Source organism: Halalkalibacter urbisdiaboli (assembly GCF_002156385.1).
In the GTDB taxonomy this organism is placed as follows: Bacteria; Bacillota; Bacilli; order Bacillales; family Bacillaceae_D; genus Halalkalibacter_A; species Halalkalibacter_A urbisdiaboli.
The window spans coordinates 425,413-449,723 of the sequence record NZ_MVJM01000002.1 but is presented as its reverse complement, the minus strand read 5'-3'; the positions used below and the strand labels follow the sequence as shown (position 1 = coordinate 449,723).

At 38.0% G+C, this 24,311-nt stretch carries 19 protein-coding genes and 1 other annotated feature; of the genes, 15 read left to right on the top strand and 4 right to left on the bottom strand.

The features are described from left to right. The first annotated feature begins 114 nt into the window (after window positions 1-114). Complete coding sequence (gene acsA, locus B1R93_RS10030) at window positions 115-1,830, top strand: acetate--CoA ligase (protein WP_088103841.1); 1,716 nt, start codon at window positions 115-117, stop codon at window positions 1,828-1,830. A gap of 185 nt (window positions 1,831-2,015) precedes the next feature. On the opposite strand, the gene B1R93_RS10025 is transcribed toward acsA, so the two are convergent. Then, window positions 2,016-4,904 carry a transglycosylase domain-containing protein gene (locus B1R93_RS10025; protein ID WP_088103840.1) on the bottom strand — a complete coding sequence of 963 codons (2,889 nt, stop codon included), beginning with the start codon at window positions 4,902-4,904 and terminating at the stop codon, window positions 2,016-2,018. 159 nt (window positions 4,905-5,063) lie between these two features. Continuing rightward, window positions 5,064-5,263, top strand: a binding site (T-box leader). Between the two features lie 58 nt (window positions 5,264-5,321). Between B1R93_RS10025 and tyrS the strand changes: the two genes are divergently transcribed. Beyond that, window positions 5,322-6,560, top strand: coding sequence for a tyrosine--tRNA ligase (gene tyrS, locus B1R93_RS10020; protein ID WP_088103839.1), 1,239 nt, complete (start codon window positions 5,322-5,324; stop codon window positions 6,558-6,560). A 229-nt stretch (window positions 6,561-6,789) separates the two neighbouring features. Here the strand turns inward: tyrS and rpsD are convergent, their stop codons facing one another. Then, window positions 6,790-7,392, bottom strand: coding sequence for a 30S ribosomal protein S4 (gene rpsD, locus B1R93_RS10015; protein WP_088103838.1), 603 nt, complete (start codon window positions 7,390-7,392; stop codon window positions 6,790-6,792). 507 nt (window positions 7,393-7,899) lie between these two features. Here rpsD and B1R93_RS23385 point away from each other — a divergent pair. Both B1R93_RS23385 and refZ read left to right on the top strand, forming a co-directional pair. After that, complete coding sequence (locus B1R93_RS23385) at window positions 7,900-10,170, top strand: diguanylate cyclase (RefSeq protein WP_245308255.1); 2,271 nt, start codon at window positions 7,900-7,902, stop codon at window positions 10,168-10,170. Window positions 10,171-10,393: 223 nt separating this feature from the next. Beyond that, entirely contained in the window at window positions 10,394-11,035 is a 642-nt protein-coding gene (gene refZ / locus B1R93_RS10005; protein ID WP_088103837.1) for a forespore capture DNA-binding protein RefZ, read from the top strand. Here refZ and hisJ read toward each other — a convergent pair. Then, the gene (gene hisJ / locus B1R93_RS10000; RefSeq protein WP_207634144.1) at window positions 11,032-11,847 is read right to left on the bottom strand and encodes a histidinol-phosphatase HisJ; all 816 of its coding nucleotides are present in this window, start codon (window positions 11,845-11,847) and stop codon (window positions 11,032-11,034) included. The two genes, refZ and hisJ, sit on opposite strands and share 4 nt — an antisense overlap. 286 nt (window positions 11,848-12,133) lie before the next feature. Here hisJ and ezrA point away from each other — a divergent pair, with 286 nt between their 5' ends. From ezrA to B1R93_RS09975, 5 genes are all read left to right on the top strand, one after another. Further along, complete coding sequence (gene ezrA / locus B1R93_RS09995; RefSeq protein ID WP_088103836.1) at window positions 12,134-13,819, top strand: septation ring formation regulator EzrA; 1,686 nt, start codon at window positions 12,134-12,136, stop codon at window positions 13,817-13,819. A 259-nt stretch (window positions 13,820-14,078) separates the two neighbouring features. Continuing rightward, window positions 14,079-15,221 (top strand): cysteine desulfurase family protein, encoded by a 1,143-nt coding sequence (locus B1R93_RS09990; protein ID WP_088103835.1) that lies wholly within the window; start codon window positions 14,079-14,081, stop codon window positions 15,219-15,221. 27 nt (window positions 15,222-15,248) lie between these two features. Further along, on the top strand, window positions 15,249-16,451 hold the full coding sequence (gene thiI, locus B1R93_RS09985) for a tRNA uracil 4-sulfurtransferase ThiI (RefSeq protein ID WP_088103834.1): 1,203 nt from the start codon (window positions 15,249-15,251) through the stop codon (window positions 16,449-16,451). A 100-nt stretch (window positions 16,452-16,551) separates the two neighbouring features. Continuing rightward, on the top strand, window positions 16,552-16,761 hold the full coding sequence (locus tag B1R93_RS09980; RefSeq protein WP_088103833.1) for an alpha/beta-type small acid-soluble spore protein: 210 nt from the start codon (window positions 16,552-16,554) through the stop codon (window positions 16,759-16,761). Between the two features lie 151 nt (window positions 16,762-16,912). Beyond that, the gene (locus B1R93_RS09975; protein WP_088103832.1) at window positions 16,913-18,502 is read left to right on the top strand and encodes an amidohydrolase; all 1,590 of its coding nucleotides are present in this window, start codon (window positions 16,913-16,915) and stop codon (window positions 18,500-18,502) included. A gap of 62 nt (window positions 18,503-18,564) precedes the next feature. Here the strand turns inward: B1R93_RS09975 and B1R93_RS09970 are convergent, their stop codons facing one another. Beyond that, window positions 18,565-19,362, bottom strand: a complete 798-nt coding sequence (locus tag B1R93_RS09970; RefSeq protein WP_088103831.1) for an NAD kinase — start codon at window positions 19,360-19,362, stop codon at window positions 18,565-18,567. Between the two features lie 107 nt (window positions 19,363-19,469). Here B1R93_RS09970 and sppA point away from each other — a divergent pair, with 107 nt between their 5' ends. The 6 genes from sppA (at window position 19,470) to B1R93_RS09940 (ending at window position 24,220) form a co-directional block, all read left to right on the top strand. Further along, complete coding sequence (sppA, locus tag B1R93_RS09965; RefSeq protein ID WP_088103830.1) at window positions 19,470-20,465, top strand: signal peptide peptidase SppA; 996 nt, start codon at window positions 19,470-19,472, stop codon at window positions 20,463-20,465. 15 nt (window positions 20,466-20,480) lie between these two features. Beyond that, window positions 20,481-21,014, top strand: a complete 534-nt coding sequence (locus B1R93_RS09960) for an RDD family protein (RefSeq protein ID WP_088103829.1) — start codon at window positions 20,481-20,483, stop codon at window positions 21,012-21,014. A 133-nt stretch (window positions 21,015-21,147) separates the two neighbouring features. Further along, window positions 21,148-21,813, top strand: coding sequence for a DUF2953 domain-containing protein (locus tag B1R93_RS09955; RefSeq protein ID WP_088103828.1), 666 nt, complete (start codon window positions 21,148-21,150; stop codon window positions 21,811-21,813). A gap of 14 nt (window positions 21,814-21,827) precedes the next feature. Further along, window positions 21,828-22,286 carry a GerW family sporulation protein gene (ytfJ, locus tag B1R93_RS09950; protein ID WP_088103827.1) on the top strand — a complete coding sequence of 153 codons (459 nt, stop codon included), beginning with the start codon at window positions 21,828-21,830 and terminating at the stop codon, window positions 22,284-22,286. A 176-nt stretch (window positions 22,287-22,462) separates the two neighbouring features. After that, a complete protein-coding gene (gene tpx / locus B1R93_RS09945; protein WP_088103826.1) occupies window positions 22,463-22,963 on the top strand; it encodes a thiol peroxidase in 501 nt (166 codons plus the stop codon). 264 nt (window positions 22,964-23,227) lie between these two features. Then, window positions 23,228-24,220 (top strand): class I SAM-dependent methyltransferase, encoded by a 993-nt coding sequence (locus tag B1R93_RS09940; RefSeq protein ID WP_088103825.1) that lies wholly within the window; start codon window positions 23,228-23,230, stop codon window positions 24,218-24,220. The last annotated feature ends 91 nt before the right edge of the window (window positions 24,221-24,311 follow it).

Here is a 24,311-nt window from a genome sequence, read left to right as displayed (position 1 = left end):
TACAATTTTAGTTAATTTATTCAATTTAAGGAGATAATTGATTTTGATTGAAACTTTTTTCAAACTGTACTATAATAGGTTTGAAAATACATAAAGAAGAGGGGAAGATGTGTAATGAATATGCAAGCGCTTCCATCTGAAAAGGGAAATTTTAACCTAAGAAATTATGAAGAAACTGCAAAATCTTTTGATTGGACATCAGTCGAGAAGGAATTTACTTGGAGTCAGACAGGAAAGGTCAATTTAGCATATGAAGCCATTGACCGACATGTTGAAAACAATAAAGCAAACAAAGTCGCTCTTTATTATAGTGATGCAAATCGTGATGAAAAATACACATTTGCTCAAATGAAGGCCTACTCAAATAAAGCTGGAAATGTTTTACGAAATGTAGGAGTAGAGAAAGGTGATCGTGTGTTTATTTTTATGCCGCGTTCTCCTGAATTATATTTTGCGTTTCTAGGTGCGGTGAAGCTAGGTGCGATTGTTGGTCCATTGTTTGAGGCGTTTATGGAAGGTGCGGTTCGAGACCGTCTTGAAGATAGTGGAGCAAAAGTGTTAATTACAACTCCAGCTTTACTCGAACGAGTTCCAGTAAGTGACTTACCGAATTTAGAAAAGGTGCTTATTGTTTCTGACTCAGTGAAAGAAGAAGGACCGTATGTAGACTTTTTAAGTCGTTTTAACAATGCCAGCGATGAATTGGAGATTGAGTGGGTGGACCGTGAAGATGGATTAATTCTTCATTATACGTCAGGATCAACAGGTAAGCCTAAAGGCGTCCTTCACGTTCATAATGCAATGATTCAACACTATCAAACTGGTAAATGGGTACTTGACTTACAAGAAGATGATATTTATTGGTGTACGGCTGATCCAGGCTGGGTAACAGGAACATCCTACGGTATTTTTGCTCCTTGGCTTAATGGAGCAACGAATGTTATCCGCGGAGGTCGCTTTAGCCCGACGGATTGGTATGAAACCCTTCAACGCTATCAAGTCACTGTTTGGTACAGTGCGCCAACAGCATTCCGTATGTTAATGAGTGCTGGAGATGAATTAGTGAAAAATTACGACCTCTCTTCCTTACGTCACATGTTAAGTGTTGGTGAGCCACTTAATCCTGAAGTTGTACGCTGGGGGAAAAAGGTCTTTGACTTGCGGATCCATGATACATGGTGGATGACAGAAACGGGTGCGCAGCTTATCTGTAATTATCCTTCGATGGAGATTCGCCCAGGTTCTATGGGTAAACCACTTCCAGGTATTAAAGCAGCGATTGTAGATGATAAAGGGAATGAACTTCCTCCAAATCGTATGGGGAATTTAGCAATTAAAAAAGGCTGGCCCTCAATGATGAGGTCTATTTGGAATAACCCTGAAAAGTATAACAGCTATTTTGAAATCGATGGCTGGTATGTATCCGGCGATTCAGCATATATGGATGAGGATGGTTATTTCTGGTTCCAAGGGCGCGTGGATGATGTTATTATGACGGCTGGTGAGCGAGTAGGACCATTTGAAGTAGAAAGTAAACTTGTAGAACATCCAGCTATTGCTGAGGCGGGCGTCATCGGAAAGCCTGACCCTGTCCGTGGTGAAATTATTAAAGCATTTGTTGCCTTACGTGAAGGATATGAGGTTACGGAGGAATTAAAGGAAGAGATTCGTCACTTTGTAAAAACGGGCTTAGCTGCTCATGCAGCGCCGCGTGAAATTGAATTCCGTGAAAAGCTACCAAAAACAAGAAGTGGAAAGATTATGAGACGTGTCTTAAAAGCATGGGAGCTTGACTTACCAACGGGTGATTTATCAACAATGGAAGATTAAACGATAAAGGATAGAGAGGCTGCAGCATTCATTTGCTGCAGCCTCTCAGTTTATGGAAGACTTTTATACGAAAAGAGGCGCCCAAAAAAGGTTTGTTTTAGAGGCACTGAAAAAGGGTGCTTTTCCCTTTTTTCAATGCCCTCTTGTTTCAGACCTTTTAGGTACCTCAGCAAAGTGAATGAAGGTTATAGTCGATTTTGATTAGTGTTATTATTTTCACCGTCATTTTCATCATCAGCTGGTGAATCGTCATTACTGTTATCGGCATCGTCTTCTTCAGGACGGTTATTGGGAGGAGACGGTTTTTCTTCACGGTCAGGCTTTTTCTCTGGTTGTTTCTCTTCCGGTTCTTTCTCCGGTTTCGGTTCAGGCTTTGAACGCCATTCATCTCCTTCTACAGAGGAAGATGCTGAAGATTCTCGACCAGCAGTATCAACGGCTGTCACGTAATAGGAGAATGAACCACCCTTCACTTGATAACTTGTCATGTCGTTTTCCTTAACAGATGTAAGTAATTGATAATCTGTACTTTCATTCGCTGCCCGATAAATACGGTAACCAACGATGTCATTATCAGGATGCTTTGACCAAGTTAAGTTTTGTCCGTTTAATCTCACTCCATTAACAACAGATGGTGTTCGCCCGTTATTTGGAGCTTCAACGTCTGGAATAATGTTCTTAAGTGATTCTGGCAAATACTCATTTAATTCATCATCATTTATACCTAAATTTTCAGCAGAAATCTTAACACCTTTTTCTGTGAATTCCTCAGGAGTTGATTCCAATGCTAGAAATTTCTTTTGATTAATTGTGACATATCGTGCATGCTCTAAACTTTCATCTGTCTTGGAAGGAACAAATTTTGCATTAAATAAATCTGTTTTTACGAGTCCAGCTTCTTGACATACTGTTGACGGAAGTAAACCAGTTATACTACAGATAGAACGACTCACAATCCCATTTGGCATCTGGAAACGCTGATCCGGTGCCATAAGCTCTGGTGCACGCGAATATGCTGCATTGGCAATATTGGCCCAAATCTGCTGGGTTCTCGGTCCGTAACGCAGCCCACCAACTGTTCTATTTATTTCTTTTGGAGTGTCATAGCCGATCCAAACGCCAAGTGTCACATTAGGATTTGACCCAACAAACCATGAGTCTTTAACATCACTAGAAGTTCCTGTTTTTCCAGCCCAATCGGCTGAGAACTTTAAGCGACTAGGTAACGTACTTGCTGTTCCTCCGCCTTTCAAAACATCACGGAGCATATCAATGATTAAATAAGAGGTTTGTGGTGAAAAGACTTCAACTTTTTGAGGTTTATTTTCATAAATAATTTCACCACTTGCCGTTTCAATCCGATCAATTAAATAAGATTTTACAAAAGTTCCGCCATTAGAGAATGTTGCATAAGCGTTTGTGTTTTGTTCAACTGTAACATTAAAGTCAGTTGAACCTAATGGTGCTGATTCATAAGGTTCACCATCGTTTAAACGAAATCCGAGTTTTAGTAATGTATCCCTTGCTTGATCATGAGGAACCTTTTTAAAGGCACGCACAGCTGGAACATTTCTAGAACGGGCTAGTGATTCTCTAACTGATAGTAATCCTAAATGCCGGCGGTCAAAATTTCGAATTTCAGTACCACCACTATATTGTGCGTACGTATCTGGGACGACAATTCCTGGTTGTACTGCACCGATTTCCATTGCAGGAGCATAGGCGAGAATCGGCTTCATTGTTGATCCGTTTTGTCTTAATGCCTGTGTTGCATGGTTATAGTGTTTATCTCCATCTTCGTTTCTACCACCAACGAATCCCTTAATAGCCCCAGTCTTGTTTTCAATTAAAACAGCACCGACCTCTTCGTGCTCACCTTCTTTCATTGGACCAAATAGACGATCGTCTGTGACTGCTTCTTGCATAGAATCATAGATATCTTTATCGATGGTTGTATAAATCCGAAAGCCACTTCTTCTTAATTGACTCGATGCATTCTCGTAATATCGATTATACGTTTCGATCCGTTTATCTTGTTCAAGCTCGTTTAGGTTAATTCCATCTTTTTTAAGGTTTTGTTCTGTTAAGATATCTGTTGCACGACGCATCACTTCATAGGTTAAGAACGGATATTCATCAATTGGTGATGGTGTTTTTTCTGTTAGATTGGCTCGAATATCGTATGCTAATGCATTTTCATATTCTTTTTCAGATATATACCCTCCTTCGTACATGCGGCGAAGGACGGTTTTCATTCGATTTAAGCCTGCATCTAAATGTTCCTTAACATCTCCACTGCTAGTAAATGGAGTGTAACCAAAAGGACTTTGAGGTAATCCGGCTATATACGCAGCTTGTGGAATGTTTAGCTCTTTTGCATCTACACCAAAAATCCCTCGAGCGGCTGCTTGTACCCCTGCAATTTGTCGACCTGAAGAATTCCGACCAAAGGGTACAACGTTTAAATAAGCTTCTAAAATATCATCTTTATCCAAAAATTTTTCTAAGCGTAATGCAAGAAGAATTTCTGTTGCTTTACGGTCAAATGAAACTTCACTTGATAGAATTTGTTGTTTGATTAATTGCTGAGTTAACGTACTCCCACCAGTTTGAACAGAAGAGTTTGCAAACTCTTGAAAGGTTGCTCTCATAATCGCTTTTGGAACTACACCTTCGTGTTCGAAAAAATGTTCATCTTCCGTAGCGATAATTGCGTTTTTAACATGCTTGGAAATATCGGATAAAGCAACTTGATGGCGTTCAAGCTCCGAAGGTAATTCACCAAGAAATACTTGATCTGCAAAGAAAACCTGGCTCGTTTCTTCGTAATCATATATTTCGGCCTTCATCTCAGTTGATGAACGAAGTGGTTCATCCTTTACAAGAGAGGCGAAATAACCTGCAGCAGTACCACCAACGAAGAAAACTGCCATTAATCCAAATACCAGAAAGATTAATAGTAGATTCCATACGACTTGATATGTAATGCCAATCCGTCTAAATACCTTCTTCTCATGTAGTTTTTCTGAAAAAAATCGTAGTTTCTCTATAAAGTGAGAAAATATATTCTTCATAATAAACCTCCTAATATATCAGCAATAATTATAGCATAGGATGTCGAAGGATGGTATGTTTTCGGGCATTTTCTAAAAGTGTTGAATTGACATAGAAAAACGAATATGATAAAAAAGAAAATAATTATTGATGTTAAGATCTACATTATGTAATTCAAATAGCAAGCATTGAAGGGTCGAAGTAGTTTCCATTTATCATGTTAGAGAGCTGATGGTTGGTGAGAATCAGTATGAGGATGGAGGATGAAATACAGCCTGGAGCTTTCCTTGAATAGCCAAGGACGGTCACTCCGTTATCGTGCTAAGTGGGAGATTTACGTCTTCAACAAGGGTGGTACCGCGAGAACCTCGTCCCTTTTTTAGGGGGCGTTTTTTTATTGTCTAAAAGACTAAATATGAATACTAGGAGGGAATAAGGTGGAAACTGAATTAACGTTAGAACAGCAGCAGGAAGTGGAACGACAATTGGAAATTTTAAATAGGGGTGTCGTTGAAATTGTACCTGAGGAAGACTTTAGAAAAAAAATAGAAAAATCAGTTCTGACAGGTAAACCTTTAAAAATTAAGCTAGGGATGGATCCTTCTGCACCAGATGTTCATTTAGGGCATACAGTTGTTCTCCATAAACTTCGCCAATTTCAAGAGCTAGGTCACGAGATCCAAATGCTAATTGGTGATTTCACAGGTAGAATTGGGGACCCAACTGGGAAATCAGAAACGAGAAAACAACTAACTGATGAAGAAGTAAAAGAAAATGCTAGAACGTATGTTGAACAATACGGAAAGATTCTCGATATGAATAAGGCGAAACTTTATTATAACTCTGAATGGTTAAAGCCGATGTCGTTTGAAGATGTGATTATGCTCTCAGGTAATATGACAGTAGCAAGAATGTTAGAAAGAGATGATTTTGAAAAACGTTATCGCTCAGGTCAATCGATTTCCATTCATGAATTTTTCTACCCGTTAATGCAAGGGTATGATTCGGTTGCTTTAGAATCAGACGTTGAAGTAGGGGGAACGGACCAAAAATTTAATTTATTAATGGGACGTCATTTACAGGAAGCATATGGAAAAGAGAAGCAAATTGCGATGACATTGCCTTTAATTGAAGGACTTGATGGTGAAAGAAAAATGTCAAAATCATTAAAGAATTACATCGGTATTGATGAAGCTCCTAATGAGATTTTCGGTAAATCAATGTCGATCCCTGATGAATTAATGATTAAGTATTATAAACTAGCAACTGACTTGCCGATGGATGAGATCGAAACGCTTGAGGCAGGTTTAAGTGACGGATCGGTTCATCCACGTGATGCGAAAATGCGTCTTGGTGAGAAGTTCGTAGAAATGTACCATGGTCCAGAAGAGGCGAAACAAGCCAGACACTACTTTGAGACAGTCTTCCAAAAAAGAACACTTCCTACGGACATTCCTGAGGTAGCATGGGACGGACCTCAGGAAATAGGGATTATTGATTTACTTGTTGAATTGAAAATGATGGGATCTAAAGGTGAGGCACGCCGAATGATTCAAAATGGCGGGATTAAGCTAAATGAAGAAAAGGTCGCAGATGTGCAAATGCAAGTAGTGATTGAAGATGGTTTAATTGTCCAAGTAGGGAAACGAAAATTTGCAAAAATAAGTATGAACTAATTGGATAAATTAGCATAACGGGGGATTTCAATAGGGGCAATAGTACTAAATGGAATCGCCCTTTTCTTTTGGTGTTGCTGTTTTCTGACCGTGGCAGATGCGTATCGGTGATCTAAAAAGGAGGGGAACCTAAAAACGAGACCTTTTAGGTTCCTCTCCTTATTCATAATCAAAAAAATCTTACATAATATAAAAAGAAGACAGCTTCTATGCTGCCTTCTTTCTCTTATTAACGTGAATAGAATTCAACGATAAGAGCTTCTGTAATTTCTGCAGGTAGCTCAGAACGCTCAGGGTAACGGCTATACGTACCTTCAAACTTATCAGCATCAAACGTTACATATGCTGGAACAAAATCAGTTGCTTCTAAAGATTCTTTAATAACGCTATTGTTACGAGACTTTTCACGAACACCAACTGTTTGACCTGGCTTTAAACGGTAAGATGGAATATCTACGCGTTGACCATCAACAGTGATGTGACCGTGGTTTACAAGCTGACGTGCTGCACGACGAGTACGAGCAAGACCCATACGGTAAACAACGTTATCAAGACGTGACTCAAGAAGAATCATGAAGTTTTCACCGTGAATGCCTGGCATTTTACCAGCATCATCAAAAATACGACGGAATTGACGCTCGTTCACACCAAACATGTGACGAAGCTTTTGCTTTTCCTGAAGTTGAATACCATATTCAGAAAGTTTTTTACGTTGATTTGGACCGTGTTGCCCTGGAGCATACGGACGTTTAGCTAATTCTTTACCAGTTCCGCTTAGTGAAATGCCTAAGCGACGAGATAATTTCCAAGATGGACCTGTATAGCGAGCCATGAATAGACTCCTCCTTGTTATTTTGTTGTTGCAAAATAACAACCGTAGGGCAATCTCTTAACATGCTCATTTTGCCTTTATGCATCTTCGCCTCGACAGCTAGAAGTTACACAATGCACCTCAGCTATTAGCAGCCGCAAACCGAGGAACAAAATGATAAAACATATTAAGCTTACCGTGGCTGTCTTATTTCACACGATTTCTATTATATCGAGATGTTGAAATGATGTCAAATTACTTGATGAAGAACAAATATAGTGCTTAAATTATTTTTTTATATTCATTATTGATTTCACATAGTAAAATAGAGTAAATTCAGATATACTTAGATGCATAAAGCACTAATATATATATGAAAAAAGTCGATATATTGTCATAAATTCTTAGCAAATTTTGTTTATTAAGTCGTATTATTACGAAATAAATGAGGGATATAAAAATCATTAACATTTACGTATTTAGTCAAAAAGACTGTAATGACGTATCCGTGTGTGGTGGTGCGAGAGAATGGATAATCTTCTCAATGATTTGAATGTAAGTAGAAAGTGCTTTGAATTACTAGATGGGCTCGTGAACGAAGAAAAGAATAGTGGTCTTTTAATGGAATTTGAATCTGCTATTCTTTTTTTAGCTACTGTGGACAAGGTTCTAGTAATAAAAGAAGTCGGTCTAACACAATCATCGGTAACAGAAGCGATGGAGTATTTACAACGTCAAGTTACTATTGATGCTACTCCGTTTTGTTTTCAAGACTGTCTTGTTATAACAATTCCTTTTACTAAAGGGCAGGGAAAAGGGCTCTGTTATCTTGGGGTTGTTGTACAATCTGACATGAGTAATATTGAACTGTACCGATCCCTTTTAGTAGAATTGTGTGAAAAATTAATAAAGGAAGCCGAGTTTATGTCTTTTGAAAGTCAGGATGTTTTAGAGGTTTCTGTTGGAGATATATTAAAAAATGCAAGTTATGAAATTGAATTTAGAAAACTATCACATTCATTTGTAAGGACTTTATCAGGAATTATTAAGAATAGGTCCGGTATTGTTATTTGTGAAAGAATTGATAGTGATTTTATTGTAATATCAAGCTCAGAAGGCTTTGAAAGAAAGCAATCGTCTTCTGTGGCTCCCGAACATTTTTCAAATGATGTATTAAGTGAACGTAGTGACCGAGATAGGTTTCTTTATGAAGGGGCGTTATTTTTCAAAGAACTAAAATGGAATGTAATTACCATTTTTGAAAACCCTTCTGAAGTATTCGGGTGTATCATTTTTAGTTTCGCTACTAAGAATGAAGCAACGTCTTTCTTAAAGCAAACGGGTCGATGGGTTAAGGATTTTCTTCCTTTGTTTAGCAAAGGTTATCACCAAGAGAAAGTTCGTAATGAGGGTAGGAGAAGGGATTTACTTTTACAAGTTACGAAAAAGTTCCATTCGACAATGAACATTGGTGAAGTTCTTGGAGAGATTATTTATGCATTAGAGCAAGTATATCCAAGCTTCCAGGTTAACCTTCTTCTTTCTCATGAATGGGAAGTGAAGGAAGGGGTTCCGATTAAACAACTGATGTATGGTTCAGACAGTGGTAATCGTACAGCAGAACATGCATATTTAACAGGGTTAATTCAAATCGAACGAATCGAGAGTAAGGATAAAGTTACACTCTATGCACCTTTACGAGGAAAGCAGGGAGTTTACGGTGTAATGGAAATTCAAGCAAGTGCTGATGTTCGTCTGCCGAAACATGAAATCGATTTTATTGAGATGTTAGCGGATACTGGAGGGAATGCATTAGAAAATGCAGAGCTCTATCAGCAATCTCGGAAATTAATTCATGATTTGCAGCTGATTAACCAGACCTCTCACCAGCTCAATTTAAATTTAAGGCTTGCTGATACGATAAATTTTATGACGGAACAAATTATAAATTCCTTCGAGGCTGAGCAGGTAGGATTTATTCTTTTTCAATCAAACGGGGAGTTTGTTTTGTTAGAGGGAAGTACGTCCTTTTTTACAAAGGAATCGTTAGAGGACCTTGAGCCGTTTATCCGCAAAGTAAAGAGGGAGAAAGATCCTATTTATATTGGTGACGCGCAATTGCATGATGAAATTAAAATAAATAATTATCACTCCGTATTGGCCGTACCAATGATCCAAAGTACAGAATTAAAGGGTCTCGTCATTGCAGCACACTCAGAGCCATATCATTTTACGTTCGATAGTTTTAAATTGCTACAATCACTTATTCATCATTCAACGTTGGCATTTACTAATTCGATGTTACATGAAGAACTAGAGAAATTAGTTATTACCGATCACTTAACAAGACTTTATTCTCGAAACCATTTAGATGAAAAGATTCAAGAATCGATGATGCGTGATGTCGAAGGAACATTTTTGTTGCTGGATATTGATAATTTTAAACAAATTAATGATACATTCGGTCACCAGGTCGGAGATGATATTATTATTCAAGTTGCGAATATTATGAAAAAGAATATCCGTGAAGAGGATATTGCAGCCCGTTGGGGTGGTGAGGAACTTGCCATTTACTTACCGAAAGTGGACGTATATACAGGATTCTCCATTGCCGAACGAGTTGTAAAAGCTGTTGCTATTGAAACAAGTCCACGAGTTACTGTTTCATGTGGAGTTTCTCATTGGCAGAGCCATGATTTAGACTCTTTGTCTTCTAAGACTTTATTTAATTTAGCTGATCAAGGGTTGTATGTTGCAAAGGAAACAGGAAAAAACAAGGCAGTTCTCCAGTTACGTTAGGAATAGGTTAGGATATTAAAAAGGATGTTTATAAGAGGGAATTCCCTTTTAAGACATCCTTTTTCTATTTTTTACATTAAAACATTCGAATGCACACGGGTTATCCCGAAGAAAGTGGATTTCTGTCATACGAATTTCTTTCGTTGTCGATCGATCATGAGAGGAAGCAAGGAAGTAGGAGAGAAAGTGTTAGGAACGGAAGAACGGTAAAGGAGGAGTGTCAGTGAGTAAAGAGACCAAAGAAAAAATGTTAGACGCGGCTATGCGTTTGTTTCACACTCAAGGCTATCATGGTACCTCGGTGCGTCATATTGCAGAGAAAGCAAATGTGAATGTGGCGCTCGTCTCTTATTATTTTGGTGGAAAAAAAGGATTGTTTGAACAATTAATGACACAATTTCTTGAAGGTTATATGTCCGTCATGTCTGATGTGAAAAAGCAAGAGGGCTGCTCGCGCGACAAGCTTCTTGATACGCTACGAGCACTTCTATCATATCAGCAATCATTTCATCATTTAGCTCGAATGGTTCACCGTGAAATGGCTTTAGATTCTGTTTTAGTCCGAGAAATTATGTCGACATACCTTCGTAAGGAAAAGCACGATTTTGAACAGTTGTTAAGAGAAGGAGTAAGAGCAGGGGAATTTCGTAGACAACAATTAGACTATGTATTATTTCAAATTAAAAGTATGTTAACAATGCCATATTTGTACCCACAATATTTACGGGAGCTCTATCAGCTTATGCCAACAGAGCCCTACTTCGTAAAGAAATACATGGAACATCTCACAAAATGGGTTGATTTATTTTTATGTGGAAAGGATATGTCCTCGACAAAAGCAAGGCTATTTGTCCCTGTAAGTTAAGGTTTAATGAGCTTAACTTGTTTACTCAGCTGTTTTACCCCAGCCATTAACCCACTAACTTGATGGGCGTCTGAACCATAAACTAGTGGAATTCCCATTTGAAAAGCCTTTTGAACAATTGCTGTATCTGGGTAAGGTTCCCCGCACAGAGGCTTTAACGTTCCTGCTCCATTGTAATCAAGCGTGTACCCATTTTCTTTTATTTGCAAAAGCAGCTCTGAAATATCCTGGTAAGTGAATCCACTTGTCGGGAATTTTTTTTTGAATTTTTTAACGAGCGTAAGATGACCGATCCGCTTTGGCTTGTATCTTCCTAAATCAACAGAGACTGATTTTTTAAGCGTTTCAAGATAACGTTTATATACAGCTTCGATTGAACCGAGTTTTGAAATGGCGTCCTGAAAAGCTTCTGGACTGTAATCAATACAAATATAATCATTACGAAGCTTTAAAAAATGCACAGAAAGGATGCTGTCATCAAGGTAGTGGCCGAACTCATTTAAAAACTGTTTTGTTTGCTCCTCATATTCCTCAATATAATCTACCTCTAAACCAATTAATACATCCAATTTTCCTCGATATGTTTCTTTTATGTGTTTCAACTCTTTAAAATAATCTAGCAAGTGCTCCAATTTCATAGCACTATCCTGTTGTGGAGTTGGATCCATAAAACTCGTTGGTAAGGGTGCGTGCTCCGTAAACGTGATCCCTTTTAAGCCAAGCTCAATAGCTTTTTCGCAATAGTCTGATAAAGGATCGTTTGTTCCATGTGGGCAATACGGGGTATGAACATGACCATCGTGTAGAATCATTGGAAATCTTCCTTTCACTAGAAACGGTAGGGAAATACTATGAAAAAGTGAATACAAATACTATTTTTCATGGTATCATATTACATAACAAAACGTAAAAAAGATGATAAAAAAAGTAGAATAAAAAAGGATTTTATCATAAAAACGAGAATTTTCTACATGGCTAGTTGTCATACCTGTGGTGCTGTGACATCTCACAGAATCATGGGTATTTATATGAGTGCAGTAATTTTAAAATAGACCGTATTAAATAAATTGATAGGGAGTATTAGAAGGGAGTCCTTACATGTACCTTATCTACAGTGTTATAGCAATTATTGTCATTATATTTGTTATTGGTGTAGTAATGAGAAGAAAGATTTATAAGGAAGTCGATCGACTCGAGGAATGGAAAAACGATATATTAAATAGACCGATTCCAAATGAAATTGGTAAAGTCAAAAGCTTACAAATGTCAGGAGAAACAGAAGCGAAGTTTGAATTATGGCGAAATGATTGGGATGAAATTGTTGGGGTTATTTTACCTGACATTGAAGAAGCGTTATTTGATATCGAGGAACTTGCTGGTAAATACCGTTTTAATAAGGCGAAGCAAGTGATATCGTTGACAAAAAAGCGGATGAATGGAATTGAAGAAAGTTTGAAAATAATGATTGACGATATTGAGGGGTTAGTTGAAAGTGCGAACAATAACCGAACTGAAAGCGGGACTGTTCGTGAACAATTTCAACAAGTACAAGGGGAGTTTCTTCAAAAAAGAGGAGCTTTAGGCCCGAGTGTGCAATCCTTTGATCAAAGACTTGAAGAGATTAAACAAAAAATAAGTATGTTTGATGAGCAAATGGAGGAAGGTAGTTATTTACAAGCAAGAGAACTACTAAGTGAAGTGAAAACTCAACTCGATTTGACAGAAGGGCAACTTAACAGCGTCCCCGAACTCCTTATTCAGCTTCAATCTACCTTGCCAGCTGATTTAAAAAGTCTTCGTCAAGGAATGGAGGAAATGACACAAGCGGGTTATCATTTAGAGCCTTTTTCCTTTGAACCTCGTATTGAGCAGATTGAAAAACAGCTTTTGGAATTAAAGGCTGACGTAATCGAGCTAGAATCTGAGCGTGTAAACGAACGTATTGTGAAGGTTTCAGAACAAATTGAACAAATGTATGAAGCATTAGAAACAGAAGTGATTGCGAAACAAAAAGTAATAGAGATGATTCCTATGCTAAAAGAGAAGCTTAGTGTTGTCGAAGGCCAGTTGGAGCTCTTAATTGAAGAAACGACACATGTTCAATTAAGTTATCGGATGTCAGATGAAGATCTTTCTCTACAACAAAAAATCCGTAAAAAAATTACCGATTTAGGAAAGCACCTGCAAATAATTATTGATGTAACTGAAAATGAAAAACAAACCTATACATCTATACAGGCCTTGGTTAATGAATGGAGTGTAGGCATTGAGCAGTTGACAACTGAAATTGAACAAGGAAAAAAACAGTTACTCGCATTAAGAGAAGATGAGTTGAAGGCAAAAGAAACGTTAAACCAGTTACGTCGTCTTATGTTAGACAGCAAACGAATGGTTCAAAAAAGTAATATTCCTGGCTTACCACAGCAGACGCTGGAACAATTGCGTCTAGGTGAACAAAAAATGGTCGAGGCTTCGTCACTGCTCGAACAGGTGCCATTGGAAATGGGAAGGGTTACTGCATTAGTTGAGGAAGCCTTAACCTTAATCAAGGAAAATGAATCTCTCGTGGAAAAGACAATTGAAAAGGCGCATTTAGCTGAACGTGTTATTCAATATGGAAATCGTTATAGAAGTCGTTCTCACAAAGTTCAAATAGGTTTACTCCAAGCTGAACAATTGTTTCGTGATTATGAATATGATGAAGCAATTGAATGTGCGGCTCGTGCAGTTGAACCGTATGAGGACAATATTGTAGAACGAGTATCGACACAGATGATTTCATAGCGATAAAGATACCTGAAGGTTTTGGACCTGTAAGGTATCTTTTTTTATATGAGAAAAACTAGGTATGATAGGAATACAGGTGAATGTAGAAAAGAGCAAGGTTGTCGTGCACTACGCCTCCCCAACAAGAAGAGTGCTTGTAGAGAACGTAAAAAGAAGGGTGGCTATAACGCTCTACGGTATTTATTATTGTATATTCATTATTTTGTGCTAACATAGATAAATGCGTAGAAGATGAGAAACAAAGGAGCTATTTATGATGATATATCTTGATAATAGTGCAACGACACAGCCTCATCCAGAAGTGTTAGAGACCTATATGAAAGTCTCTTCTCAATATTTCGGTAATCCTTCGTCATTGCATACGTTAGGTATGGAATCTGAAGCGTTGTTAACGAAGGCTCGTCAAATGATGGCGGAGTATCTTGAGGTAAAGCCAAAGGAAGTCATCTTTACATCAGGTGGAACGGAAGGGAATAATCTCGCAATTAAAGGTACTGCTGTTGCAAGGAGAAATAGAGGGAAGCACTTGATTACAACGGAAGTGGAGCATGCTTCTGCATATGAGACGTTTAAAGAATTAGAATCACTTGGATATCAAGTTACTTATTTACCAGTTGATCAGAATGGGGAAATTTCTGTTTCAGACTTAGAGAATGCGATAGTTCCGGATACGATTTTAGTTTCAATCATCCATGTAAATAATGAGACAGGTGTGATACAGCCTATTGAAGAAGTAGGAGAAGTGTTACGTCGCTATCCGCATGTTCGCTTTCATGTTGATCATGTTCAAGGTGCAACAAAGGTTCCACTGCCTATAAAAAAGGCAAATATTGATTTGTGTACACTGTCAGCCCATAAATTTCATGGCATGAAAGGGACTGGTCTCTTATATGTAAAGGAAGGGGTTCGTTTGTTCCCACTTCTTCATGGTGGCGTTCAAGAGCAAAAGCTAAGGGCAGGAACAGAAAATGTTGCCGGTGCTGTAGCTATGGCTAAAGCATATCGTATAGAAATGGAACAGTCAAAGCAAGGAAAGGCTTGCCTTACTCGCTTGCATAGCCAGCTCGTGCATGGACTTGAAAAGATGGAAGATGTTGAAATAAATAGTCCGAAAACAGATGCCGCGTATCATATTGTCAACTTTTCTATTCCTAACACAAAGCCAGAAGTGATAATCCAATCATTTGCAGCTAAAAATATATACGTATCTACAAAATCTGCTTGTTCTTCCAAATTAGCTGAACCAAGCCGTGTATTATTAGCGATGGGTCTTAATGAAGAACGCGCAAGTAGTGCAATTCGGATAAGCTTATCTTTTCAAAATACAGAGGAAGAAATCGACATATTCCTTAAAGAGTTAAAGCAATTAATTCTTGGTGTGACCCGTATTAAAGGTTAACCCTCGAAGTTTAATGGAGGTAAAGAAATGAAATATAATCATATTTTAGTTCGCTTTGGTGAGCTAGCATTAAAAGGGAAAAACCGTTCTTATTTTGAGAAGCAATTACTGCAAAATATGAAAATGACATTAAAAGGATTTCCGCTATTGTCTTATAAAAGAACATATGGGCGAATTGTAGTCGAGCTTAATGGACAAGCTCACGAACCTGTTGTAGCAAAGATAAAATCAATCTTTGGAATACACTCTTTTAGCCTTGCATTAAAAGTCGAAAACGATGTGGATGATATGAAACGTGGAGCTTTAGAAGTTTTAAAGTCCCATGAAGCCAAAGTTCGAACCTTTAAAATTTCAACAAAACGTGCCTATAAACCTTTTCCGATTGATTCACAGAAACTAAATCATCTTATTGGGGGATATGTTCTATCAAATACTGAAGATATTACAGTCGACGTTCATAATCCAGATTTAGATATTCGTGTAGAAGTTCGTGAAACAGCTACTTATATCACATCAGGTACATATGCTGGTGCAGGGGGGCTTCCTGTTGGAACGAGTGGCAAGGTGCTCTTAATGTTATCAGGTGGGATTGATAGTCCTGTTGCAGGATATTTGACGATGAAACGTGGTGCGAAAATCGAAGCAATCCATTTCCATAGTCCACCGTATACAAATGAGCGAGCTAAGCAAAAGGTGATTGATTTAGCGAAAACACTAACAAAGTTTGGTTGTACAATTAAGCTTCATCTTGTTCCGTTTACAGATATCCAGCAGCATTTGCATAAAGAAGCTCCAAGTAATTATCAAATGACATTAATGCGTCGAATGATGCTTCGAATTAGTGAACGTATTGCACAGGAGAGAGGCATTTTAGCCATTGCAACAGGAGAAAGTCTTGGACAAGTAGCAAGTCAAACGCTGCATAGTATGCATACGATTAATGAAGTAACGAATTTGCCAATTATTCGGCCATTAGTTACAATGGATAAGCTTGAAGTGATTGAAATCGCAAAACAAATTGATACGTATGAAACATCAATATTACCATATGAAGACTGTTGTACAATCTTCTTACCGACGGATTCTAAAACAAGACCAAAGCGAGAAAAGGCCAACAAATATGAACAATATTTACAGGTAGAGCATTATATTAATGATGCTGTCTCTCGTACTGAAACGGTCCTAATCACAAATGAATCAAAACAAAATAAACTCGACGAATTGTTCTAAGTATTACATTTCTAAAGTAATCTCAACAATTACCAGTTTTCTTTTTACATGTTTTTTTGCCTCCCGAGTCATTCTATAAGTACAGAAGGAGGTGAGACACATGCCAAGCAACAATAACAACAGCAACCAACTGCTAGTACCTGGCGTACAGCAAGCGTTAGATCAAATGAAAGTTGAGATCGCTCAAGAGTTTGGTGTTCAACTTGGTGCTGATGCTACTTCTCGTGCTAACGGGTCTGTCGGTGGTGAAATCACTAAACGTCTAGTTCAAACTGCTCAACAACAACTTAGCGGTTTCCAACAACAATAATTTTATATTATGGCAGGGAGGACGGTTTACCCGTCCTCCTTTTTCAAGTTATTAAGCTCAAAAATAGAAGTGAAAGGGTCTATTTTCCAATAACGTCTTTTCTTTGATAAAATAGTTCGTAATCAAGAAAAGAGAGTGAGGGGTAAAGAGTATGGGCACTCTTTGGTGGAATGGAACATTTTTCACGATGGAACGGGAAAACGAGAAGATTGATGCGGTTTATGTTGAAGATGGAATTATTAAAGCAACTGGAAAAAAAGAAAACTTATCCGATACATATCAGAATAAGATAACTGAAGAATATGATCTACAAGGGGCTTTTGTTTATCCTGGTTTTGTAGATAGTCATTTACATATGGTTGGCCATGGTGAGAAACTTATTCAATTAGACTTATCAGAGACAACATCCTCTGAAAACATGCGACAACTTTTAAAGGGAAAAGTTAAATCTCTTTCAAATGATGAATGGGTACTAGGTGAAGGCTGGAATGAAAATAACTTTATTGATCGAAAAATATTTCACCGCGATGAGCTTGATGAGATTGCTCCAAATCAGCCGATGTTTCTAACAAGAATCTGCCGCCATGCAGCATTAGTGAATAGTGCAGCATTAAAATTAGCAGGTATTACGAAGGATACTCCTAATCCAGAAGGTGGATTAATCGTTCGTGACTTAAAGGGGGAGCCCACTGGCTATTTGCTTGACGCGGCAATGGATCTAGTTAAATCATCCATTCCAAGTGTCACAAACGATTATGTCACAATTGCTCTACAGAAAGCAGTTGACGATATGCTTCGACTTGGACTTGTTGGTGGTCACACAGAGGATTTACATTATTATAACGGATTTAAACAAACGTTAACTAGTTTCACCTCTGTTATTGATGGCGATAAGCGGAAGTTTCGAGCCCATTTACTAGTTCATCATGAGGCATCTAATGAGATGGTGAAAGAAGGATACATGGAGGGAGAAGTAACCCCTTTTATTGAGCTTGGGGCGATGAAGATTTTTGCAGATGGGGCATTAGGGGGGCGAACAGCGTGGTTAAGTACGCCATATGCAGATGATCCGAGTACATCAGGAGTAGCGATGCATTCAGAAGAACAACTAATGAACCTTGTTGAAAAGGCACGGCAATTAAACATGAATGTGGCGATCCATACAATCGGAGACGCTGCTTTAGATATGGCGTTAAGAGCCATTGAAGGCTTTCCAGCCAACAAAGGAAGAGACAGATTGATCCATGTTCAAGTGATTCGACCGGATTTATTACGGCGACTAAAAAAGCTTCCTGTTATTTTAGATATACAGCCTCGGTTTGTCGCTTCTGATTTTCCTTGGGTTCAAGAACGGTTAGGAGAAGAGCGATTAAAATACTCTTTTGCATGGAAAACCTTACTTCAAGAGGGTATACATTGTGCTGGTGGTTCGGATGCCCCTATTGAACCAGTAGATCCCCTACTTGGAATTCATGCAGCTGTTACAAGAACCAAGCCCGGGGAGAGGCATCCTGGATATTTACCTGAACAAAAGCTGACACCATTTGAAGCAGTTCAACTGTTTACAAGTGGAAGTGCGACTGCCATTAATAAAGAAAGTCAAAGGGGGAAAATATCCAGCGGTTTTGTAGCAGATTTTACAATACTGGATAAAAATTTATTTGTGCTTGAGCCGGAGGAGATTTTACAGACAAATGTGCTTATGACTGTTGTAGATAATACGGTTATGTACCAAAGATAGTATGAAAAGGCTGTCCCAGAAGGCTCGGTTTTGCCTATTGGAACAACCTTTGCGAGCGCCATCTATAGGAATTTCCTCTGGACCTTTTGCCAAAAAGAATTATGTTTTAATTTTAACACTTTAATTTGTCGTTCTGATATTTTAATGTCTACTTTTTCAGCGTGTCGAATGCTGAGTGCTTCATTATCAACTCCAATAATCGGATGGTCATTTCCGTCTTGAACAACTTTCAATGTTAACGTGCGCTGACTGCTTAATAAAAAGGATGTGCCTAATGTTCGGTATTCATTGTTGTTTAAAGAAGCGATTTCACTAACTTGCATGGACGGGAGTAAAGGGTCAACGACAGCACCACGAACAGATTTATTATACGCTGTGCTCCCGGTCGGAGTTGAAACGATCATACCATCGCCGCGAAAAGTTTCAAAAGGGAAATCATCGATAAGGACGTCAATGACGAAGGTCTTTATGACATTTGAACGAATGGAGCATTCATTCAAACAATAGAAAGGCGGTTCTTCATCAATAGATACTTCAATAATAGGATACCTTCTCACTTCAACCTGCTCATTGTTGACAGCGTGAAGCATGTGTTCAGCTTCCTTTGTCGTAAAGTCAGTGTAAAAACCAAGACCCTCTGTGCTAATGCCAATGTATAAGCAATCATCACGAAACCCTGTCTTTCTTGTTGCCTGTAAAAAAGCATTGTCTCCACCAATACTTGCGATAATATGAGCTTGTTCAAGATCCGTTACGATATGAAATCCATTTTCTTTTAAAAAAGTTTGTAGAGGTTGTACATGTTGCTCCATTTCAGGCGTTTGCTTATAAAAAAGATAGATATTCTTTCGATGCGGCATGACGTTCATCCTTTCAACCAATATTTCATATCTTTTTAATTATTATCTATGTTATCATAACCCTTGTTTAGAAATAAAAACCAGTCAAAAATGAGGAGGATTAATAAATGAGTCGAAAACGTTGGTTGGCTTTAATTGCAGCTGCAATGTTAGTAGTCGCTTCAGTTGCATTTAATGCCGCATCTGTTGTGATTTCTTCAAATTTTGAGTCAGTTTTTGGGGCAGGAGAGCATGAATGGACAGAACATATAGTAGAATACGGAGATGAATTAACAGGGAAAATCGCTCTGTTAGAAATAAACGGTACGATTCAAGATACTGGTGATAACCCAAGCTTTTTTGAAACAGAAGGCTATCGACATAGGTTGTTTCTATCCCAACTCGATCACGTCGCTCAAGATGCTTCAGTTGAAGGCATTATTATTCGTGTAAATACTCCTGGAGGTGGGGTTGTAGAGAGCGCTGAAATATATGATAAAATTATCGAGGCAAAAAAAGAATATGAAAAACCAATTTTTGTTTCAATGGGGAGTCTCGCAGCTTCTGGAGGATATTACATATCAGCACCCGCCGATAAAATTGTTGCGACGCCACAGACGATTACAGGTTCTTTAGGTGTCATTATGGAATCGATTAATGTAGCGGAACTCGCAGAAAAATATGGGGTTAAGTTTGATACGATTAAAAGTGGTCCCTATAAAGACATGATGTCCCCTACTCGTGAAATGACAGAGGGGGAGCGGGCAATTCTACAGTCCTTAATTGATGAATCCTATGAGGAATTTGTTCGAATTATTGCTGAAGGAAGACAAATGTCAGAGCAAGAAGTAAGACGATTAGCTGATGGACGAATTTATAGTGGCTTACAAGCAAAAGAGCTAAACTTAGTGGATGAGTTGGGGAATCTTGATGATACGATTGAACTAATGAAGGAGCATGTCGGTGATTATAATGTCGTTCGATTTGAATCTAATTTAGGTTTAAACAGTTTATTTGCAATGTCTGTTCAGCGCATTTTTTCATCGGATCATGAATTAATGAATCTTCAAAAGCTAATATCAGAGCATCGTGCACCGACTTTGAAGTATTTATATACACAGTAGAAAGGAGGGGCAACTATGCTACAATCAAATAAGATTAGAATAGTAAATGGAAAACTGCGTGGAAGAATCGAGCGGATTGAGACTTGTAAGCATGAGCAATATGACAATCAAGCAGTAGAATTGTCAATGCCAGTTGCAGGTTTCTGGATGAGATTTTGGGCTTTTCTAATTGATCTAATTGCTGTCTTTAGTTTAAAGGGGATCCTTGTTTATCCTCTGTTACGGTTAACGGGAACACAGCATGTATCAATCGGTCCGCTATCTCTTGAGATGATGTTAGCAGCTATCGTGTTTTTTCTTTATTTTGCGATTATGACAAAATATTACAGTCAAACAATCGGAAAGATGGTGTTCGGTTTAAGGGTAGTCTCTTATAGCGGAAGTAAATTAAGCTGGCAACAAATATTATTTCGGGAAGCAGTCGGACGTATTCTGCATCAAGCCTTTGCTCTTCTTTATTTATTGTATATAACGGTTGCATTTACGGAGAAGAAGCAAGGAATACATGATATGATTGCTGAATCATATGTTATCCATGAAGCTAAATAAAATCAATCAAAAAATAAACCTGCCAATTTTTCTTTGGTAGGTTTATTTTTTCCATTTGGTGAGAATCCTAGGTAAGTAAGGAATTAAAGTTGAATGCTTGAATTAAAAAATGATAATACTAAAGGAGACGTAAATGGTTTGGTTAATAGTCGCTTCTGTTATTATACTCTTGTTCTTAATCATCCTTATAGCCAAGATAACAATTGAAGTTCACTATCGACACAAATTCGATGATGATCTACTTGAAATTAAAGTATCAGTATGGAAGATGCGAGTCTATACTTTCTCTGCCCCGTTAATTAAATTTGATTTCAAATCAAGATCAATTGTTGTCGATGAGGAAATGGAAATAGGAGGGCAGGAGAAATCGAAAATAGCGTCGATAACAAAGGATATCATTCTTAAAGATTTACGTAAAATGAATGAAGTCCTTCAGCATGTTGCGGGGTTACATAAAATAATTAAGCGATTTTTAAGTCGAATAAGTGTTCATGAGCTAAATTGGAAATCTGGTTTTGGAATTGGTGATGCCGCCCATACGGGACAATTACTTGGAACTGTATGGATGCTGAAAGGCTCGATTATTGGGGTAATTGGAAACTATATGAAAATGAAACAACTTCCAAAGGTTGCTGTTACACCACATTTTCAAGGAACTATCTCCTATACAAACCTTTCTTGTATGTTTTCGTTCCGAGTCGGGCATGCTATCCTTGCAGGTCTTATGATCGTTCGACATTGGAAACGAAGACCGAAGCTCTTTCAATCACATCCGATTGAAAAAACATCAAATGCTTAAAGGAGGAATCAGCTGTGTCAGAGCATCCAATTCAAGGTTTAATGAAGACAGCAATGGAGAATTTAAAGGAAATGGTTGATGTTAATACTATCGTAGGTGATCCTGTGGAAACACCAGATGGTAGTGTGATTATGCCAGTATCTAGAGTCGGGTTCGGTTTTGCTGCAGGTGGTAGTGAATTTGTCATGGAGCAAGACAAAGATGAACATCCATTTGGTGGTGGTAGTGGTGGCGGTGTGTCCATTACGCCAATTGCTTTTTTAGTAGTAAATAGCCAAGGTGTAAACATGGTTCACCTAGATAGTAATACTCATTTATACGAAAAGCTTTTAGATTTTGCACCACAAGTAGTGGATAAAATTCAACAAATGATTGGTCAAGGCCAAGGTCAAGGTCAATCAACAAATCAAAACCAACCAATGTATCAAGACAATAATTCAGGTCAACAATCTCCAGGTCAATCGCCATTTTAAGATTTAACATGTGATTCCCCTTTATCCAATCTTAATTGGAGGAGGGGTTTTTTATTGACGTGGAATAACTTTAAAATAATATCTTTGATAGGAATAGGAGACTTTACTTGAAAATCGTTCGTTTTCTCATGTATGATGGGCATGTACATATTTGGTATTAATAAGGAGGATAAAGAATGGCATCGATCACATTCAAAGGAAATCCTGTTACCCTTTTAGGGAACGAAGTAAAGGTTGGAGAAAAAGCTCCAGATTTTAAAGTATTAGCGAATGATCTGTCAGAAGTTACGTTGGCAGATACGAAAGGGAAAGTACGCTTAATTAGTGTTGTACCTTCACTTGATACAGGCGTTTGTGACCAACAAACTAGACGTTTTAATGAAGAGGCAGCTTCACTTGAAAATGTTGAAATTTTAACAGTGAGTGTTGACCTACCTTTTGCACAGAAGCGTTGGTGCGGAGCGGCTGGGATTGAAAATGTTCAAACACTTTCAGACCACCGTGAGTTATCTTTTGGTAAAGCTTTCGGTTTAGTCATTGAGGAGCTTCGTTTGTTAGCCCGTGCTGTATTTGTCATTGATGCGAATGATGTTGTTACTTATGCTGAATACGTATCAGAAGCAACAAATCACCCGAACTATGAAGCGGCGATTGAAGCGGCTAAATCTGCAAAGTAAGAGTAGTAACCCCGTTGTCATTAAACAACGGGGATTTTTTATCATTTAAAAAAGTACGTGATTTTCCTTAAAGGTGCTTAACATCACTCCTTCTATTAAAGACATTTGATAGTATTATTACTAGGTCCTCTACCGTAGAAAAAATTTGGGCATAAGGTTAATCGAATCGATTTTAGGATAGAACTGTTAAGGGAGTGTGCTTTTCATACAAAAACGTTTCTAGTAAAATTATTTTTAGCAGTTGTAGTGGGAGAGGTGTAAGAAATGAATGACAAAAAAATTGAGCAATTATATACATATTTAAATGAGAGCGCAATTCTATTAGAGAAGGAAGGTTCGATTACTTATTTAGAGGCTTTGGCAGAAGTAGGGGAAAATCTTTTTCATCAAGAGGTCGTTCAAGAGGTGAAAGAAGAGGTGAAAAACGAGCTTCGTACGAATCTTGAAAAACTCGAACTAGAGTCTTATGAGTCAGAAGTTATTCGTAAAGCGTTTCAGCTTACAGTGTTAAAGGGAATGAAGGAATCAATTCAACCTCATCATGCCATGACGCCAGATGCAGTATGTCTATTTGTTAGTTATTTAGTTGATAAAGTAATCGGAAAAAGTGACCAAGGTTTTTCAATATTAGATTTAGCGGTTGGTTCAGGAAACCTATTGTCAGCTTTAATCAATCAGTCCTCTTCAGCAGCTAAAGGATATGGATTTGAAGTTGATGAAACGTTATTGCATTTAGCTTTTGTCAATGCCAACCTTCAAAAACATGAAATTGAGCTATTTCATAAAGACAGCATTCAACCAATAGAGCTTCCTAAAGTTGATCTTGTTGTGACAGATGTACCAGTAGGCTATTATCCTCATAATGATGTGGCAAATCAATATACATTACATGCAAATGAGGGACACTCCTATATTCATCATCTCATGATTGAAAAGGGAATTCAGAGCGTAAAAGATAGTGGTTTTCTCATTTTTATCGTTCCAAATTTTCTTTTTCAAAGTGATCAAGCTGCAACGCTTCACGCATACTTAAAGGAGCAAACATGTATTCATGGTTTACTCCAATTACCTAAGACAATGTTTAAATCTGAGCAACATGCGAAAAGCATCCTCATTTTACAGAAGAGGGGAGAAGGAGTTCAACAACCAAGACAAGCTCTACTCGCTGAGCTTCCTTCATTTGAGAAGAAAGAAGCGTTAGCGGATATGATTCAACAAATTAATAAATGGTTTAAAGAAGAGCTCAATTTATTGTAGTCATGTTATGTATGAGGAGCGTCCACTTTTGTGCACACTAACGATGTTATGAAACGGTTTCATTTCTGAAAATAAAGAATTCAAGAGAAAA

Excerpts from the sequence above, each read along its gene's own strand:
- acsA (WP_088103841.1), top strand. The coding sequence starts at position 115 with ATGAATATGCAAGCGCTTCCATCTGAAAAGGGAAATTTTAACCTAAGA.
- B1R93_RS10025 (WP_088103840.1), bottom strand. The coding sequence starts at position 4,904 with ATGAAGAATATATTTTCTCACTTTATAGAGAAACTACGATTTTTTTCA.
- rpsD (WP_088103838.1), bottom strand. The coding sequence starts at position 7,392 with ATGGCTCGCTATACAGGTCCATCTTGGAAATTATCTCGTCGCTTAGGC.
- B1R93_RS23385 (WP_245308255.1), top strand. The coding sequence starts at position 7,900 with ATGGATAATCTTCTCAATGATTTGAATGTAAGTAGAAAGTGCTTTGAA.
- hisJ (WP_207634144.1), bottom strand. The coding sequence starts at position 11,847 with ATGATTCTACACGATGGTCATGTTCATACCCCGTATTGCCCACATGGA.
- ezrA (WP_088103836.1), top strand. The coding sequence starts at position 12,134 with ATGTACCTTATCTACAGTGTTATAGCAATTATTGTCATTATATTTGTT.
- B1R93_RS09990 (WP_088103835.1), top strand. The coding sequence starts at position 14,079 with ATGATATATCTTGATAATAGTGCAACGACACAGCCTCATCCAGAAGTG.
- thiI (WP_088103834.1), top strand. The coding sequence starts at position 15,249 with ATGAAATATAATCATATTTTAGTTCGCTTTGGTGAGCTAGCATTAAAA.
- B1R93_RS09980 (WP_088103833.1), top strand. The coding sequence starts at position 16,552 with ATGCCAAGCAACAATAACAACAGCAACCAACTGCTAGTACCTGGCGTA.
- B1R93_RS09975 (WP_088103832.1), top strand. The coding sequence starts at position 16,913 with ATGGGCACTCTTTGGTGGAATGGAACATTTTTCACGATGGAACGGGAA.
- B1R93_RS09970 (WP_088103831.1), bottom strand. The coding sequence starts at position 19,362 with ATGCCGCATCGAAAGAATATCTATCTTTTTTATAAGCAAACGCCTGAA.
- sppA (WP_088103830.1), top strand. The coding sequence starts at position 19,470 with ATGAGTCGAAAACGTTGGTTGGCTTTAATTGCAGCTGCAATGTTAGTA.
- B1R93_RS09960 (WP_088103829.1), top strand. The coding sequence starts at position 20,481 with ATGCTACAATCAAATAAGATTAGAATAGTAAATGGAAAACTGCGTGGA.
- B1R93_RS09955 (WP_088103828.1), top strand. The coding sequence starts at position 21,148 with ATGGTTTGGTTAATAGTCGCTTCTGTTATTATACTCTTGTTCTTAATC.
- tpx (WP_088103826.1), top strand. The coding sequence starts at position 22,463 with ATGGCATCGATCACATTCAAAGGAAATCCTGTTACCCTTTTAGGGAAC.
- B1R93_RS09940 (WP_088103825.1), top strand. The coding sequence starts at position 23,228 with ATGAATGACAAAAAAATTGAGCAATTATATACATATTTAAATGAGAGC.